Here is a 16,008-nt window from a genome sequence, read left to right on the forward strand (position 1 = left end):
GCAGCAATCTGGCTGGCCGTTTCGTTCTAAGGTCTGTTAAGCCTCCTCCAGCCAGAGAGTTCTGGCACGTTCTTTGGCGGTGGGATGATGACCTATAGGGCGCTCCAGGTATGGTTATACGCGTCGCTGTCAGTGATGCTATTGAGCAGTCGAGCTTGGCCGACTGAAAAAGAAGTTGTTCATGCGCAGGCCACTAAAGACGCAGCCGTTAACTATTTGCGATCGCTGCCGTATGATAGGAAAATCTATGTTTGGCCAATATGGCGTCGGCCCTACGAAGTTGTAGCTGATCGTCTGAACGTAAGCAGCTCGATCGAGCGATATAAAGTTCTCAGAGGCGATCTGAATGGTCTTTTCCCGGCCTTTGCCGCGGCCCAAATTTCCATAATCGCTGCCGACGGCGCGAACTGGCAAAAGGATATAGCGTCGGCCTTAACCAGTTCCCGCCTGCTGCCATCATACAAAGATTTCGTTGCAAAGGCGGAGGTCAGTTTAAACGGATGTACGGCTCATAAGTTTATAAGCAGAAACACTTGGGCGTCCGTAGGTGTCATTTTGGTAAACGAGCTCAACTTTCGCGACAAGGACACGGGAACGCTTGACGGATGCGTCCATGCCGCACTTGATTACTTGCAAGGATTTCCAACGAAGGATGGATACTTCGACTACTTGACGCTTCCCGACGCGACAATCCGGGGCTTGGTGATTCAAGCGACCTATGAATGTGCTGCTGAAGGGGACGGAAACGCCGAGCCAAGAGAAAGAACTAGGGACGGTTTGACGCCACTTCCTTCGCTGGATTGCATCGTGGCGAAGGTGGCTGAATAAGGTCAGGCCACCGAGGAGGGGCAACTTTCTGGGCGGGCTGGTCGCCTCCGCCATCAAGCGCGACCAGGGGTGAAGGAACTGGGCCCATCTGATCGAGGGCCATGGCGGCATGATGGATCGTGCCGACAGCCTGGTCTTCGCCGCCCCGGTGTTTTTTCATACCGTGCGGTATTTCTGGATTTGAGAGCGAGCTGCGGTCTCATTTTGCCGCGGCGAGCGGCTCTTTCTTGCGCGCCGGCGTCAGGCGGCGCATGCGGCGTTTGGCGGTGGCCTTCAGCGCCACCGGCGGAGCGCTGGACAACGCGCCGATCACCGCCCCGACCATGCCGTGTGCGACGAAATCGGCATTGATTTCATTGGCCAATCTGGCGTCTGCCTCCTGGTTGTCGCTGTCGGGCTCCGACCACAATACGACGCCCACCCGCAACCTGGGTTTGGCGCGTTTCAGCCGACGGACCAGGAACCGGCCGTGCTTGACGGAATCGCGGTTCAAAAATCCGACGACGACGGTATCGACGGCGTCGAGTTCAAGGCGGCGAATGCTTCCCGGTTCCAGATCGGCGAAGCTCGCCCTCAACACCGTAGCGCCCTGGACTTCGAGCACCTGCGCCAGCATGGCGGCAGCGGCGTCGTCGAGTTCGCCGCGCCCTCCGGCGCACAGCACCGACATGCCCGTGCCATCCGGCAGTTCGGTGTCGTCCTCGTCCTCCCCCTGAATCTGCTTGTCCTCGCGTACGCCGTTGTCCTCGGCCGCGGCCGTATCGTCCGCTTCCGCCTCCTCCTGCGCGCTGTCGTCGAGGTTCGCCACCATCGTCAGCGCGCTGCCGGCGACCTGCTGTCTTTGCTCATCGCTCAACACACCACGCACACGGTCCTGCTCGCCGAGCAGAAGTGCGGGAATCGCGACCTTGTCGTAGAACTCGACCAGATAGTTTTCCTCCAGCATCTCCTCGGCATGGTCTGTCGCTTCCTCGGGATCGCCGGCCAGCAGCCGCTGGTAAAGCCGGGCGTGCGGTTCGAGCACGGGTTCGTTGCCGAACAGAACGTCGAGGAATTCGAACTGCGGCACATGGCGGCCGAGCACGACGAGGCAGACCGTGAGCGGCGTCGACAGAACCAGGCCCAATGGCCCCCAAAGCCAGGTCCAGAAGATCGCCGCCACGATGATGGCCAATGGCGACAGCCCGGTGCGCGAGCCGTAGAGCCAAGGTTCGATCACGTTGCCGGTGATCAGTTCCACCACGACGAAAAGCCCGGCGGTCCATAGCACGAGCGACCAGCCGGGCGCCACGGCCAGCGCCAGGAACAGAGGCAGCAGCGTCGCGATGACCGGGCCGATATAGGGAACGAAGCGCAACGCCAGCGCCAGCAAGCCCCACAACAATGGATTGGGTATGCCCAGAACCCAAAGCCCGAACGTAATCGGTACGGCATAGACGATGTTCACGACCAATTGCATGAGCAGATATCGGCCGACCCGCTTGCCGGCATCCTGCAGCGCCTCGGTGGTTCGATGCAGATCGCCGTAGCCGACGAGACGTATGAAACGATCGCGCAGGTCTTCCCGCTCGAGCAGCATGAATATGACGACCACGACGATCAGCCCGGCCGATGCCAGCGGGCTCAGCAGCGGGCCGATCAGATTCTGGAGAACCTCGAGCGGTCGTTCGCGCGCGACGATTTCGACCGGGATCGGCTCCCGCGGAGGCTGATCGGCGGCGGGTTGCACAGGTCCGGGTCTGTCGAGTTCCTGGCCGACGCGTTCGATCACCCGGCTCAATCTGGAAACGATACCGCCGCCGACGCCGGTGTCCTTGAGGGACCGGACCTTGGTCAGGATATTAGCCTGGTAAAGCGGGATGTTCTGCGCCAGTTCACTAACCTGCGTGGCGACGATGAAGGAGAACAGCGCCAGCACCGTGAATGCGCCGAGCACGCTCGCGATCACGGCAGGAAGACGCGGAATGCCGGCGCGCTTGAGTGCCGACACCATCGGTACAAGCGCAAAGGTAAGCAGCAGGGCGATTGCGATCGGCAGAAAGACCTCGCGCCCGAAATAGAGCGCCGCGACGGCCGTCACGACCGACGCTACGCTGGGCAACGATGTGTGCGGAAGCGCCCTGGCAGCGGCAACAATACCCGCCCGCCGGGGCTCCGCCAGGTGCGCGCCGTTTCGACGATTTGCCGCCACTTTATACCTCCGCCCCGCCGTCGTTATGATCGGGCATATTGAGCCGGCGTGCAACGTCGCAGCGCCTCCCCCAACTGGACACCGATTGCCTGGACCTTCGTTGGCTTTGTCGGGCTTCAGATCGGCAGCGCGGCTATTCAGTCACGGTAGAATTTTTTGCATAAATGGCGTCACGGGCAATCCTGTTCCATGTCTGCGCCAGAACGCGGAACTTTTGGGTCAAAACACCGTTCCTTCGTAGATCGCTGATGGACAACCTCAAAGCAGCAGCTCAGGAGGAATGATCATGAACATCAAGATGCTTTGCATGGGCGCGATGGCGCTTTCGATGATGACCGGCGCAGCGCTCGCCGCCGGTGCCACTGGCACTTCGGCGCTCGACGATCCGCAGAAAATGTCACCCTTCTTCACCGACGCCGGCATGAAGAGCATGAAGTCGGAAGCCGAATTCAAGACCGCATGGATGGCCATGTCCACGAGCGACCGGGCCATGGTGTTGAAGGAATGCAGCGACGCCGGCATTGCCAAGACGCATGCCGACTTCTGCAAGATGGCCAACCAGCTCGGTAACAAGTGACCGCCGGCTTCTTGCCGATTGCAATAACGGACCAAGCGAAAGGCGGGCAGGTCCGCCATTGTGCGACCTTCCAGTCTGCACCGGCGGGCGTTCAGCCATTTGATGTCGCTACGCCGGAATGTCCGCGCAATGAAGGCCACGGCTTTTGTTCGATTGCCGTGGCGCCATCGGCATTGGCCTGGTCGGAACGCATGTCGCGGAGTGGCAATGCCACCCCGAGCGGTCCCGTCTGCTGGCAGCCCGCCGGTTAGCCTCCGCATGGCATGCCGGCACCGGCAATCCGGGCGAGATCGAATGCAGCACCAGGCAGGTGAAGGGCCTGTTGCTGAAGACCGAGTTTTTGAAAAGGCCTGATCGCCTCGGCACCCTCGCTTCCATATCAATAGCCTCGTGACTGAACCGCCAATGTGAGCGAGTTGCCCATGCGATGAGTGGGAGGAGCCCGTCCCCTCGCCCTATGTTGCACTGCGTTAGATTTGTTGCATTGCAATATCGGCGCATCGGGTCGAGCCTCTGCGAGGTGGGCATTCCTTGCACGAGGTGATTGTGTCGGCATCATTTCGGCCTGACATCGAAGGGCTGCGCGCACTGGCGGTGGCGGGTGTCATCGCCTTCCATTTTGGTCTCTCCGGCCTGCCCGGCGGCTTTGCTGGCGTCGACATCTTCTTCGTCATCTCCGGCTACCTGATTACAAAACACCTGGTTACGGAAATAACCGAAACCGGGCGGCTGAACCTCTGGCGCTTCTACGCCCGGCGCGCCCGGCGCCTGCTGCCGGCGGCACTGTTCGTCATTCTCGCCACGCTGTTTGCTGGTTACTTCATCCTGTCGCCGGAGGAACAGGCGCTCTATTCGAAAGGCGCTATGTTCGCCTCCGCCTACATGATCAACCTCTGGCTGATCCGCTGGTCGTTCGACTATTTCGCCGCCGACGCCACCAACAACCCCTTCATCCACTTCTGGTCGCTCTCGGTCGAAGAACAATTCTATTTGGCATGGCCGGCGCTGCTTTTGATGGCCGCATGGCTGCGCCCAGGCAAGCGCACCGCTATAATTGTCATTGGCCTCGCCGGCCTAGCCTCCTTCGCCGCCTGCGCCTGGCTGACGGAAGTGTCGCAGCCCTGGGCCTTCTACTTCTCGCCTCTCAGGGCCTGGGAATTCGCCGCCGGCGGCCTCGCGACCATGGCGCCGGCAAAGATCTGGCGCGACCGGCCGCTGCTGGCCACGCTCCAGGCATGCCTCGGTCTGGTGCTGATCGCCTGGGCCTATCTGATGCTGGACGAAGACTCGCCGTTTCCCGGGGTGAATGCGCTGGCGCCTGTCGCCGGCACCGTGCTGCTGCTGCTCAGCGGCAGCGGCGGCCGCAATCTGCCGAGCGCCGTGCTGGCGCTGGCGCCCCTGCAATGGCTGGGCCGGCTGTCGTATTCACTCTATCTCTGGCACTGGCCGGTTATAGTCTACGCGGCAATGGTGGTTCCCAACCTGTCCATCCTGGACCGCTTTGCCTGCGCGGCGCTGACGCTGGTTCTGTCGATGTTCACCTATCATTTCATCGAGAACCCGATCCGCCGCAACGGCTGGCTGATGGCCGGAGCAGCGCGGGCGCTGGTGCCCGCCGCCGCGCTGACCGGCGCCGGCGTGGTCGCGGCCTATGGCAATGCGCGCTTTGCCGAGCACAATCTCAGCCCCGAACAGCACGTCATCGCCGACAGCGCCGCCCAGCTCTCCACCGTGCGCGCGACCAATGGCGGCTGCGTGCTCGATTTCGAGACCGTCAAGCCGAAGCCCTGCATGTTCGGCCGCAAGGATGCCCAGCGCTCGGTCGTGCTGTTCGGCGACTCGCATGCCGACCATTGGTCGACGCCGCTGATCAAGGCGGCCGAGAAGAACAATTTTCGCGTCGTCACCTTTCTCAAATCCTCCTGCCGGGCTTCGCGGGTGACGACCTGGAACTGGCGGCTGAAGCGCGACTACACCGAATGCGACCAGTGGCGCGAGCAGTCGGTCCAGGACATCATCGCGCTGCACCCGCAACTGGTGGTGATTTCGGAATTCTCGATCGGCAATGTGATGAAGGAATCGCCCGAGGAGTTGAAGCACGCCGATTGGCAAGCGCAGTGGCGGACGGGTCTCGCCTGGACGCTTCAGGCCTTCAGCCAGGCCGGCATCAAGGTCGCGGTCATCAGGGACGTGCCCTACAATGCAAGCTATGCCGACAAATGCGTGGCACGCGCGCTGTGGCGGGGCCAGACGCCCGCGACATGCGACACGCCGAGGATCATGGCGGCAAACGACGACATCGCCACCGTCGAGCGCGACATCGTGCGCTCGACGCCGAACGCCACTTACGTCGACATGACCGACCGGTTTTGCGACCAGACCACCTGCCACGTCTTCATCGACGGCAAACTAGCCTTCCGCGACCGCCACCACCTGGCAACGCCCTTCGCCGAAACGCTGGAGCCGGCGGTGGAACGGGCGCTGTTTTCGGATGTGATGGCGGCGGCTGTGAAGTAACAGTGCGGGATCTTGTCGGATCACGACCGACCAGCCCTTGGCGAGCAACCCACGCCAGGTCAGCTAAGGATGAGACCAGCCAGTAAAACGGTAAGGATAAGCGACAGCGGAACTGCAAGAAGGCAGCACAGCTCGAAAGTATTGGCTCGCCAAGAAGTCATTGGTCGCTTTTCCATGTTGGCCTCCTCCCTCAACGGCCAAACCGGGACGGCAGTTCCTAGATGGTGCTCATCCCCACCACTCATCACGCAATTGGCGCAGTTCGTTCCGCTTCCTGGTCATCCACCGTGCACGCGCCAAATGTGTCGCCCACGCCCGGAAAGCCCTCTCCGGTTCCCGCTCCGGATCAATGTGCAGAACGATACGGGCGACCTCGCGCCAATCGGTTCCTTCCGCCGAAGCATCGAGCAGCCGGATATAAGTAAGCATGCGATCTTCGTCATAACCGGTCAGAACCGAAGACGTCGGCGCTGCGTTCGCGATATGAAGGTTTGGCGGCTTTAGCATTGCGACCTACCAGCAATGGCGCACCGTAGCAGCCTATGAAGAAGCCCGCGCCCTTTGATCGGAGGATGCGGATCGAGATTCGCCTCGACGGTCGACAAATGCCGACCTCGGGCGGGGGTTCCGCGCAGTTGGGCTCACGTCTTGCCCATCGCGATCGGGTGGGCGCAATCTATGTATTTTACTATGTATTTCAGTGGAACCTAATTTAGTCGGCGCAATTATGCGTGCGTGAGAAAGCGTGAAATCCAGACCGTCACTGAGAGCCGGCTATCGCGGGATCAGTTGGCCGATGATCCAGTGATTGCAGTCGATTTGACCGAACGGATATTACAGGCGGCCGACAACGACAGGATAGTCTGCCTCGTCGTGGCAACGGAGCAGCTGGAAGCCGACCGCGTCGAGAAAGCGGAGCCTCAGGAGACCAGGATTGCTGCAAGCTTCGTCCGGGACTTTGAGGTCATGCTGCTTGTTCTTTATGCGGCCTACGCCCTCGCTGTGCTGGGTGCGACCGCTTTCGTTTTGCTGGAACTGGGCCATGTCCTGTAGGTCGGTGACGGGACTGGCACCCCCCGATTGTCGCTGTTTGACGGGACACCGGGATACATACGGCGCGGACCACAACCAGCTCGAGGCTTGCGTCGACGGCCACCCTGCCGCACAGCCAGAGGCATTTTCGCCCACGCGGCGCTAATTGGGGCTCTCGGTTGGGGGCATCTTGCTAATTTGTGGAACGAGCCTGCCCCTCGCGGGTTTTTCTATTAGAGGGACGTTAATGAAGGAGGTAGCTATGAAGAAGCTCCTGCTTGCCTCGGTGATCGCCATCGCCTCGGCGGCTTCCGTGATTGGCCCGGCCAATGCCGGCGGCAGCGTCACGATCGGCATCGGCAACGGCTATGACGACGACTATTATTATCGCCACCATCGGTATTCCGATTACGACGATGAGTACGTCCCCCGTTACCGCTATGATGTCTATAACGAGGACTACGCGCCGCGCTACCGGTACCGGTACCACCGGCGCTGCCATACCGAAGTCATCAGGCACTGGCGTCATCACCACCGGATCATCGAAAGAATCCGTGTCTGCCGTCGTTGACGGATCGATCCGGCCGGTAGTGCCGGCCGGATCGGCGGGGCTCCTCATCTCGGCTTGCGCATCAGCATCATGCCGTAATGCACGGCCAATATGTCGAGCCCGATCTTGAGTAGTTTCACCACCACGTCGCGCGGTTCGCCCGCCTGTTCGGCCAGGCTCTTGACCGTTGCGTCGGCACAGCAGACCTTTTGCACGATGCCGGCGATCTCCCAATGGACAAGCGCCCTGGTGGCCTCGGCATGGTCGCGGCCGGCGGACAGGATGTGTTCTGCGACGCCGCTGCCGGTGCGGCCGCCGTCGACACGCTCGGCCCAAGCCATCGGCTTGGCGGTTGCCTCCGACGAACTGCGGAAATCCTGGCGGTAGCGCATCCCCGCCTCGCGCTGCTGGCGCGACAGCGAGGTGAGGCCGCTCAGCGGGTCGACATTGCGCACCCGCACGATGCCGCCGGTCGCAGTGTGGCCGTCATTGGAGACCTCATAGAGGCGCGCCGCCTCCTGTGTTCCTTTGGCCAGCCGCTTGCGGCCGAACCTGTCGTCTTTCAGCGCGAAATCATGGCCGATCTCCTTGCGGATGCGCACCTGCTCGGCCTCGCCCTTCGGCAATCGCGTCGGCCTGGCTTTGGTCTTCTGGGCGATTTTGCTGCTCATCGGCTCGGTCCTCCTGGTTTTTTGTCGTCGGGCTCTGGCGAATTTCCGTCATCCACTGGGCTCAAATCGTTTCGGCCGGCAGCGTGCGCAGGAAGCGCGCCGCGTGATAGGCGCAGTAACTTTTCGAAGGCTTTGTGCGCAGCCCGCAGCACAGCATGTCCAAACCGGGGCGACTGCCGGTGGCATCGTTTTCGGCATCCTCCTGCAGCGTCGTGTCGAGCGGCGCGCGGCAACGGTCGAAAAGGCAATCGATGAAGCGCATGGCGGCGAAATGTGGCTGGCGGCCGCCGGCGGCGATCGGGCGCGGCGCCGGCATTTCGAGCCGCTCGCCATCGGACCCGGTGATCCGAGCCGGACCCGGCTGCCAGGCCGGCGGCGCCAGCCTGGCCGACAGCCTGGCGGGGCGGCAGCGTGGCTCGGCCTTCGGATCGGCCTCCGCTTGGCTTGCGGCATTTGATGGCTCAGGCGCCGAATCTCCGAGCCGGCCGCCCGAGCGTCCGCCACACCGGCCCTTGGATCTGGCAAGGCCGATGGTGCGCAAACGGGCGGTGCGGTGGACGATGCCGATGATGGCCGCGCGCGAGGCCGGGCGGCCGCCCAGCGCGGTCAACCGGGTGGCGATCTTCGCGGCCGACAGCCCGCTCATCAATAAGTTCTCGATTTGTTCCAATTCAGAGGCGGAATAGCGGGCGGCCATGATGTTTTATTCCCTGCAAGGGTGGTTGTGTGTGGCGCCGGCTTCGCCGGCTCTCAGGCTGGAAAGCCGATCAGCCTTCGCGTGGCCTGCTACGATCGAGCTTCATCTCGGCCGCCTGCCTGCTTGCGCCGGAGACTGCCTTGCCCATCCGCTCGTCGAAGGCGATGACCGTGCCGTCTTCGGTACGGATCCAGGAAACCGCGGCACCCGCGTTGCCGGTCGACGGGTAATTCGTGGCCGGAGCCGTGAGGGGAACGGCTCCGGCCGTTCCGGCCGCTTGCGCTGCCGGAACCGAGGCGCGAGCCTCGGGCATCGTCCCGGCCGGGGAGGAGGACAGCCGCGACGAAGGGGAAAGGGTTGGCACATGCATGGCCTTGGCGATCGTTTGCGGTACCGCCTCCAGGCCAGCGCCCGGCGCGCTGAACGGCGGATTTAAGGACCGAAAGCTGGTGAAGCGACTTGTGCATGCCCGCATAAGAGCATAACTCAAATCATAGTGCAAGCGATTCTTGCATAGACGAAACCGAATCTTATGCCTCAGATGGAGCCATGGCGAAAACTGCACTGTCGATCAAGGTCGGGGCGGCGATCCGCCGGGCGCGCAAGCAGCGCGGCCTGGTGATGCGCCACATTGCCGAGCACAACGACACCGACGTCGCTGCCGTCGGCAATTGGGAAACCGGGCGCAACCTGCCCAAGACCGAGAACCTTTTGAAGACCGCCGCTTTCCTGCGCGTCGACCCGGTGGCGCTCGGCAAGGGCGAGGTCGTCTTCCTCGAAGATGCCGGGCCGGTTGCCGATGCGGAGATCGTCACCGATCCCGGCCCCCTGCCCGCCGGGCCAATGGATATCCAGCTTCTCGGCACCGCCGTCGGCGGCGACGATGGCGACTTCACCTTCAACGGCCAGCCGGCCGGCTATGTCCAGCGGCCGCCGGGGATCCGGCATCTGCGCAACGTGTTTGCGCTGCACGTGCTGAGCGATTCGATGGTGCCGCGCTACGAGCCCGGCGAGATGATCTATTGCGGCGGCCGCGAGGCCGTGCCCGGCGACCATGTGGTAATCGAGACGCTGCCCGAAGAGAACGAGCAAAACGGCAAGGCTTTCATCAAAAAGCTGGTCAAGCGCACCGCCGCCGAACTGATCGTCGAGCAGTACAATCCGCCCAAAACGCTGACCTTCAACCGCTACGCCATCAAGAACGTCTTCCGCGTCATCCCGCTCAAGGAACTGCTGGGGTATTGACGGACCGCTTTCCCTTCTCCCCTTGTGGGAGAAGGTGGCCGAGCGAAGCTCGGTCGGATGAGGGGTGCCGGACGGATCGCTACGTAAGGCTTTAAAATCGTTTCATATTTTAACGCCGAGTTTCTTCCAGCACCCCTCATCCGGCTCGGCGCTACGCGCCGATCCACCTTCTCCCACAAGGGGAGAAGGAAGTTCCCCCTCAAGCCCGCCTCGACTGCTCCGGCTCTTGACCGTTGAGCAGGTGCGCCTCGGCGCGCACCCGCTGCCGGTCGTCGATGAAGGCGGCCTGGATCGAAACGGCGGCGCCCGGCAGGCCATCGGCACGGCAGGCCTTGCAGATGAGGCGCCCCGAAAGCGCTGATAGCGGCGTCTCCGGCCTCACCCCATGCCGCTTGAGCTCGGCCGGCTTCCACCACCTGTTACGGCCGCAATCGATGCACTCGACGGCAATCGAGACGACATCGGCGATCGTCGCTTCCTTGCCCGCCAATGCCATAGCCATCCCCATCATTGTTCCTGCTTTGTTCCACATCATTATCGGTTTTCGAGGCGGAGTCGAGTCGGTTCCGCTTACATCAACGTTAAAGTTTCGCTTGTTCGGATATTTGAGTTATGCTTATATATCATGCGGGCTGGAATCGGCGCGAGCCACAGAACCGCAGCCGGCCGGCAGCGAGGGAGCGACGATGAACCCAGCCCAGTTCGCCCATGCCTGCGGCTATAGCGGCGACAGCCCGGCCATGCTTGCCGCTTTCGCGGCCATCCGCCAGGACGGCATCCGCAAGGCACGCCAGGGTCATCGCCAGCGCAAGGCGGCGATTGACCAGATGAAGCCGAGCCGCGCTCTGTTCCTGGCGGCGATCCGTCCGGCGCAGTCAGCCGAGGAGGCACTCGAGGACGCCGCCCGCTTCCTGTCGATGTTCCGCAACATGCCGCGCTGGCGGCAGGAAAGGCGCGCCTCCGACCTCGCCCGTGCCAGACAGCAGCGCCTCTTCGCCCGCTTCTTCCGCCGCTACGGCCACCGCCTCTGGGCGCTCGAGATCACCTGAAGGCGCGCGGGCCTCCCTTGCGAGTCAAAACGGATATTGCGATCGCCGACGTCGCACCGTATGTCTTCGCGCGATGAGCGAGATCGAATTCCGTAGCGCGCAGGCGCCCGACCTGCCGGCGATCGTTGCAATGCTTGCCGACGATGTGCTCGGCGCAGACCGGGAAGACCCATCCACGCCGCTTGCGCCATCCTATCTCGATGCCTTCAGCGCAATCGATGCCGACCCCAACCAGTTGCTGGCCGTGGCTGTCGAGGCCGGGCAAGTGGTCGGGACCCTGCAACTCACCTTCCTTCCGGGTATCTCCAGGAAGGGTGCCTGGCGCGGCCAGATCGAAGGCGTTCGCGTCGCCCGGCAATGGCGCTCGCGCGGCGTCGGCAAGCTGATGGTCGAATGGGCGATTGAAACGTGCCGTTCGCGCAATTGCAGCTTCGTCCAACTCACCACGGACAAAGGTCGACGGGAGGCGCACGCTTTTTACGAGCGCCTCGGTTTCACCGCCAGTCATCTCGGTTACAAGATGGCGCTGTAGATCAGCATTTCATCGCATTCAGCGCCGACTGCTCATCTTCGCTACCCCACCCTGGATGGAGCATTGACAAGCCGGCCTATCGCCTTGCTCCATTCGCCCATGATTTACGACCGACCGTGGCTTGAAAAAGCCTTTCGCGCAAAGCCCCGGCAGAAGTTCTTCTGGGGCCATCAGCCGTCCAAGGACGGCCGCATAACCGCGTCGTGCTTCAGCCAGTGGTGGCATGCGCCCTTTACCATCGATGGCCTGAGCTATCCGACTGCCGAACACTGGATGATGGCCGAGAAGGCTCGCCTGTTCGGTGATGCTCAGACGGCAACGCAATCCTCAGGGCGACGAGCCCCAAGCAGGCAAAGCAGCTTGGCCGTCAGGTGAGCGGCTTCGATGGCACCAAATGGGATGCCGACAAATATCGCATCGTCTGCGAAGGGAGCTTTCAGAAGTTCCGACAGAATGCGGTGCTGCGCGATTATCTGCTGTCGACGCATGACCGGGTGCTGGCCGAGGCCAGCCCTGTCGACCGGGTGTGGGGCATTGGTCTTGCGGCGGATGACGAGAGGGCAGTGAACCCGCTGCTGTGGCGCGGCGAGAACCTGTTGGGATTCGCGCTGATGCAGGCCCGCGATCGGCTGCGCGGCTGAACATTGGCACCCGCTCGTCATCAGCGGCAGCTTCCGCTGCTTGACAATCCGCCGGCAATGTTCTCTTTATGTTCCTACCACACTTGAGACAATGCGGCGTTCGAGCCGCCGCGGGCGAACGGGCCGGATGGAAGCCAACATCCTCCACGCGGATCTGGATGCCTTCTATGCCTCGGTCGAACAATTGCTCGACCCGGCCTTGCGCGGCAAGCCGATTGCCGTCGGCGGCGGGGTAGTGCTTGCCGCATCCTATGAGGCCAAGGCGTTCGGCGTGCGCGGCGGCATGCCGGGACGGCGGGCGCGGGAACTCTGCCCGCAACTCATTTTCGTCGGCGGCCATTTCAAGGACTATCAGCGGCTGGGCGATGCGGCAATCAAGGTGCTCGGCGATTTCACGCCGGTGGTCGAGCGGATTTCGATCGACGAGGCCTTTGCCGACGTCGCCGGCTGCACCCATTTGTTCGGCTCGCCCGCCGAGATCGCCGGCAAGATCCGCCGCCGCGTGCGGGCCGAACTCGGCTTGCCAATCTCGGTCGGCGTGGCCCGCACCAAGCATCTGGCCAAGATCGCGTCACAGGTCGCAAAACCTGACGGGCTGGTGGTGGTCGATCCGCGCCACGAGCTGGAGTTCCTGCACCACCTGCCGGTCGAGCTGATGTGGGGTGTCGGCCCGGTCACCAGGGAGCGGCTGGCCGGTATCGGCGTCAACACCATCGGAGAGTTGGCGAAGACCAACAGTGGCGCGCTGGAGCGCCTGCTCGGGCCGGCGGCGGGGGAGAAACTGAATGCGCTGGCGTGGAACCGCGATCCGCGCAAGCTTGAGACGCAGCGCCGGGCGCGCTCGGCCGGCGCGCAATCGGCGCTCGGCCGAAAATCGGCCGACGAGCAGGTCTTCGTCCCCGCCCTGCTGCATCTGGCCGACAGGGTCGCCACCAGGTTGCGTGCGAAATCCCGGCCCGGCCGCACGGTGACGGTTCGCGTCCGCTTTGCCGATTTGCGCTCGGTGACGCGCTCGGTCACGCTCGACCAGCCGATTTCGGCAACCGCCATGCTGGCCGAAATCGCCGAGGCGCTGGTGCGCAAGGTGCTCATCGACCATCCGCACGAAAAGACAATCTCGCTGCTGGCGATCGCCGTATCGCATCTGGAGCAGCATGCCGGCCTGCAACTGGAACTGCCGCTCGGGCTCGACGACGACCGCCGCCGCCCCGGCACCCGGAAGGGCGCGGCGCGCTGGACCGCGGATCGCGCCATCGACAAGATCCGCGACCGCTTCGGCTGGGAGGCGGTCGGCTACGCCTCGGTCGCGCTCGGACTACAGCGGTCGGTTCCCGACGCATTTCGGGAGTTGGCCGAGAAGGAATTGTGAGTTGCGCGGCGGGGGCGAAAAAGAATTATCTGACAGGAGCCAGGGGCGATACGGCCGGCCCGTTCAAAGCCGTGCCGTCGACGGCAAAATGCGAGCCGTGGCAGGGGCAGTCCCAGCAGCGTTCCAATGAGTTCCAATGAACGTGGCAGCCGACATGGGTGCATGCGGCCGAGCGCTTGTGGAGCGTGCCGTCCTCATCGCGAAAAGCCGCGACTTTGGTAAGCCCTTCGCGCACGATAGCGCCCTCTCCCGGCCGCAGCTTATCGGCGGAATCGATTTCGCCAGGCGCGACATACTCGGCAAAACTCCTGATCGCTGTCGCATTCTCCACCAAATAGTCGCCGATCGCGCGTGCCGTCTTGCGGGAGGGTTCGTAAAGTTCCCGCCAAGGGCTTTCCCCCTTCAGGATCAGGTCGGAAACCAATTGGCCGGCAACAACCCCATGGGTGATGCCCTGACCGGAATCGCCGGTGACCACGAAGACATGCCGGTTGCCGGGATTGCGGCCGATGAACCCGGCATGGTCGACGGTCTCCATCACCTGCCCGGACCATCGATTGGCTTCGCTGCCGATATCGGGCACCAACCCTTTGATCCAGTCCGCCAGGGCCGCGAAGCGGTCGTCAGCATCGTCGGCCTGCCCTGTCTTGTGGTCCTCACCACCGACGATCAGAAAGTCGGTTTTGCCTTCACTAGGCTGCAGGCGAACGTAGTGATAGGGATCCAGCGTGTCCCAATAGAGTGCATCCGGCAAAACGTTGCGCGCGATCTCGAACGCCATCGCGTAGGTCCGATACGGCGCTTGCTTGGTGTGGAGCGCGACCCGATCGTTGATCGGCGAATTGGTGGCGACAACGGCCGATCTGGCAGACACGGTAAAGCCTGAGACCGTGCTTACGCGGACGCCGCCGTCGGTCTCCGCGACCTTGTCGACGATGGTCTCCGCATAAAGCATGCCGCCGCGCGCGCGAATGCCCGCAGCCAGCCCGCGGAGATATTTGAGCGGGTGAAATGTCGCCTGATTGGCGTAGCGAAGGACGGGCGTATCCGAAAAGCCTGCAAACGGCACGCCCGCGGTTTTCTCGACGTCGACACCAATCTTCAGAGCGACGTCCAGTTCGCGCTCGATGACGGATTCCCTTCTGCCTGACGCCGGAACCAGAAAGCCGTCGAGGCGGCGGAAATCACACGCGATACCCTCTGCTTCCTGGATCGATTGGACACGGTCGATAGCCGCCGACTGGCTTTGGTAGTAAATCCGCGCCAGTTCCTCGCCGCGCAATTTGATCAGTTCCGAAAAGTAGTCGTCGCAGATCGACGACAGATGCGCGGTGGTGCGTGCAGTCATGCCGCTTCCGATCCGGCCGCGATCGAGCACCGCCACCTTTTGCCCGGCGACGGCCAATTCGTAGGCGACCGACAGTCCGGCAATGCCAGATCCGACGACCACCACATCGACCTGTTCACTCCGCTCGAGCGGAACCGCCTCAGGCGCGACTTCGGTTGCCGCCCAAAGCGATACAGTCCTTTCATCGCTGACATTCATTGGCGGAACTTCCAGACGTGATAGCCGGTAAACGGACGCGAGGGTTCAAAGTTCCTCGACGCCTGAATGCCTGCGTAAGCTTGACGTCACCGCCGGTCCGCCCCGACGCGTTGTGAGCCGGCCTGGCTGGGGCGGTGCGATGCACTTTGCGTCAGGAGGTATCGTTTCCTGCAAATGCGAGATTCGAGGCAGCCCTGGTCGTCAGACCACAAGCGTTGCACCGCCCCAAGCGATCAGGGCGGTGCCGGCCGCACGGCCAACCCACCGGCCGGCAGGAAACACCGGTTCGACGAGAACCTACGAAGGTCCCGAAATGACCCAGAAGCGGGCGTTCGGCAGCGATCCGAGCAGCAATGATTTGGCAGGACCGAAAATCGGCATGGAATGTCGCAATCATCATCATGTCCCGTCCAAGTTGTGGACACTTCCTTCTCAAAGGCGCACTCTTGGCATGCGAAACGCGAGCCAGAGTTTCGTCCAACGCTTCACATGCCTGACTTGCGTCGGTGATCGTCTGAGCTATCCGGATATTTCCGGGTTGGCAGACTTCACATTGTGTCGCC

16 protein-coding genes and 2 pseudogenes are annotated in these 16,008 nt (G+C 62.7%); 11 read left to right on the forward strand and 7 right to left on the reverse strand.

Annotated features, from left to right (window positions below; all coding sequences use genetic code 11):
* The first annotated feature begins 87 nt into the window (after positions 1–87).
* Both NKJ72_RS01705 and NKJ72_RS01710 read left to right on the forward strand, forming a co-directional pair.
* On the forward strand, positions 88–828 hold the full coding sequence (locus NKJ72_RS01705) for a hypothetical protein (RefSeq protein WP_352475560.1): 741 nt from the start codon (positions 88–90) through the stop codon (positions 826–828).
* Between the two features lie 25 nt (positions 829–853).
* A pseudogene (locus tag NKJ72_RS01710) lies at positions 854–1,012 on the forward strand (phosphatidate cytidylyltransferase); the annotation flags it as partial.
* Positions 1,013–1,027: 15 nt separating this feature from the next.
* Here the strand turns inward: NKJ72_RS01710 and NKJ72_RS01715 are convergent.
* Positions 1,028–3,019 (reverse strand): AI-2E family transporter, encoded by a 1,992-nt coding sequence (locus NKJ72_RS01715; RefSeq protein ID WP_502901817.1) that lies wholly within the window; start codon positions 3,017–3,019, stop codon positions 1,028–1,030.
* Positions 3,020–3,305: 286 nt separating this feature from the next.
* Here NKJ72_RS01715 and NKJ72_RS01720 point away from each other — a divergent pair, with 286 nt between their 5' ends.
* Together NKJ72_RS01720 and NKJ72_RS01725 are read left to right on the forward strand one after the other, a co-directional pair.
* Positions 3,306–3,596 (forward strand): hypothetical protein, encoded by a 291-nt coding sequence (locus NKJ72_RS01720; RefSeq protein WP_254819668.1) that lies wholly within the window; start codon positions 3,306–3,308, stop codon positions 3,594–3,596.
* A 546-nt stretch (positions 3,597–4,142) separates the two neighbouring features.
* Positions 4,143–6,113, forward strand: a complete 1,971-nt coding sequence (locus NKJ72_RS01725; protein WP_352475562.1) for an acyltransferase family protein — start codon at positions 4,143–4,145, stop codon at positions 6,111–6,113.
* A 228-nt stretch (positions 6,114–6,341) separates the two neighbouring features.
* Here the strand turns inward: NKJ72_RS01725 and NKJ72_RS01730 are convergent, their stop codons facing one another.
* Positions 6,342–6,620: a DUF2285 domain-containing protein gene (locus NKJ72_RS01730; RefSeq protein ID WP_352475563.1), complete on the reverse strand. Its 279-nt coding sequence runs from the start codon at positions 6,618–6,620 to the stop codon at positions 6,342–6,344.
* 228 nt (positions 6,621–6,848) lie between these two features.
* Between NKJ72_RS01730 and NKJ72_RS01735 the strand changes: the two genes are divergently transcribed.
* Positions 6,849–7,166: a hypothetical protein gene (locus NKJ72_RS01735; RefSeq protein WP_352475565.1), complete on the forward strand. Its 318-nt coding sequence runs from the start codon at positions 6,849–6,851 to the stop codon at positions 7,164–7,166.
* 241 nt (positions 7,167–7,407) lie between these two features.
* On the forward strand, positions 7,408–7,716 hold the full coding sequence (locus NKJ72_RS01740) for a hypothetical protein (protein WP_292664589.1): 309 nt from the start codon (positions 7,408–7,410) through the stop codon (positions 7,714–7,716).
* 44 nt (positions 7,717–7,760) lie between these two features.
* Here NKJ72_RS01740 and NKJ72_RS01745 read toward each other — a convergent pair whose 3' ends face one another.
* The 3 genes from NKJ72_RS01745 to NKJ72_RS01755 form a co-directional block, all read right to left on the reverse strand.
* Positions 7,761–8,366 (reverse strand): DUF6456 domain-containing protein, encoded by a 606-nt coding sequence (locus tag NKJ72_RS01745; protein ID WP_352475566.1) that lies wholly within the window; start codon positions 8,364–8,366, stop codon positions 7,761–7,763.
* 61 nt (positions 8,367–8,427) lie between these two features.
* The gene (locus NKJ72_RS01750; protein WP_352475567.1) at positions 8,428–9,012 is read right to left on the reverse strand and encodes a GcrA cell cycle regulator; all 585 of its coding nucleotides are present in this window, start codon (positions 9,010–9,012) and stop codon (positions 8,428–8,430) included.
* Positions 9,013–9,133: 121 nt separating this feature from the next.
* Entirely contained in the window at positions 9,134–9,376 is a 243-nt protein-coding gene (locus NKJ72_RS01755) for a hypothetical protein (RefSeq protein ID WP_352475568.1), read from the reverse strand.
* A gap of 236 nt (positions 9,377–9,612) precedes the next feature.
* On the opposite strand from NKJ72_RS01755, the gene NKJ72_RS01760 reads away from it, so the two are divergent.
* A complete protein-coding gene (locus NKJ72_RS01760; RefSeq protein ID WP_254819677.1) occupies positions 9,613–10,308 on the forward strand; it encodes an XRE family transcriptional regulator in 696 nt (231 codons plus the stop codon).
* Positions 10,309–10,507: 199 nt separating this feature from the next.
* Here the strand turns inward: NKJ72_RS01760 and NKJ72_RS01765 are convergent, their stop codons facing one another.
* A complete protein-coding gene (locus NKJ72_RS01765; protein ID WP_352475569.1) occupies positions 10,508–10,810 on the reverse strand; it encodes a hypothetical protein in 303 nt (100 codons plus the stop codon).
* A gap of 184 nt (positions 10,811–10,994) precedes the next feature.
* Between NKJ72_RS01765 and NKJ72_RS01770 the strand changes: the two genes are divergently transcribed.
* The 4 genes and pseudogenes from NKJ72_RS01770 (at position 10,995) to dinB (ending at position 13,899) form a co-directional block, all read left to right on the forward strand.
* Positions 10,995–11,357, forward strand: a complete 363-nt coding sequence (locus NKJ72_RS01770; RefSeq protein WP_352475570.1) for a hypothetical protein — start codon at positions 10,995–10,997, stop codon at positions 11,355–11,357.
* Between the two features lie 73 nt (positions 11,358–11,430).
* Entirely contained in the window at positions 11,431–11,889 is a 459-nt protein-coding gene (locus NKJ72_RS01775) for a GNAT family N-acetyltransferase (RefSeq protein WP_352475571.1), read from the forward strand.
* Between the two features lie 99 nt (positions 11,890–11,988).
* Positions 11,989–12,530 (forward strand): annotated as a pseudogene (gene ybiA / locus NKJ72_RS01780) (riboflavin biosynthesis intermediates N-glycosidase).
* Between the two features lie 127 nt (positions 12,531–12,657).
* On the forward strand, positions 12,658–13,899 hold the full coding sequence (dinB, locus tag NKJ72_RS01785) for a DNA polymerase IV (protein WP_352475572.1): 1,242 nt from the start codon (positions 12,658–12,660) through the stop codon (positions 13,897–13,899).
* A 25-nt stretch (positions 13,900–13,924) separates the two neighbouring features.
* On the opposite strand, the gene NKJ72_RS01790 is transcribed toward dinB, so the two are convergent.
* Positions 13,925–15,445, reverse strand: a complete 1,521-nt coding sequence (locus tag NKJ72_RS01790; RefSeq protein WP_352475573.1) for an FAD-dependent oxidoreductase — start codon at positions 15,443–15,445, stop codon at positions 13,925–13,927.
* Positions 15,446–16,008: the final 563 nt, after the last annotated feature.

The organism is Mesorhizobium sp. M0045 (assembly GCF_040323385.1).
GTDB lineage: Bacteria > Pseudomonadota > Alphaproteobacteria > Rhizobiales > Rhizobiaceae > Mesorhizobium.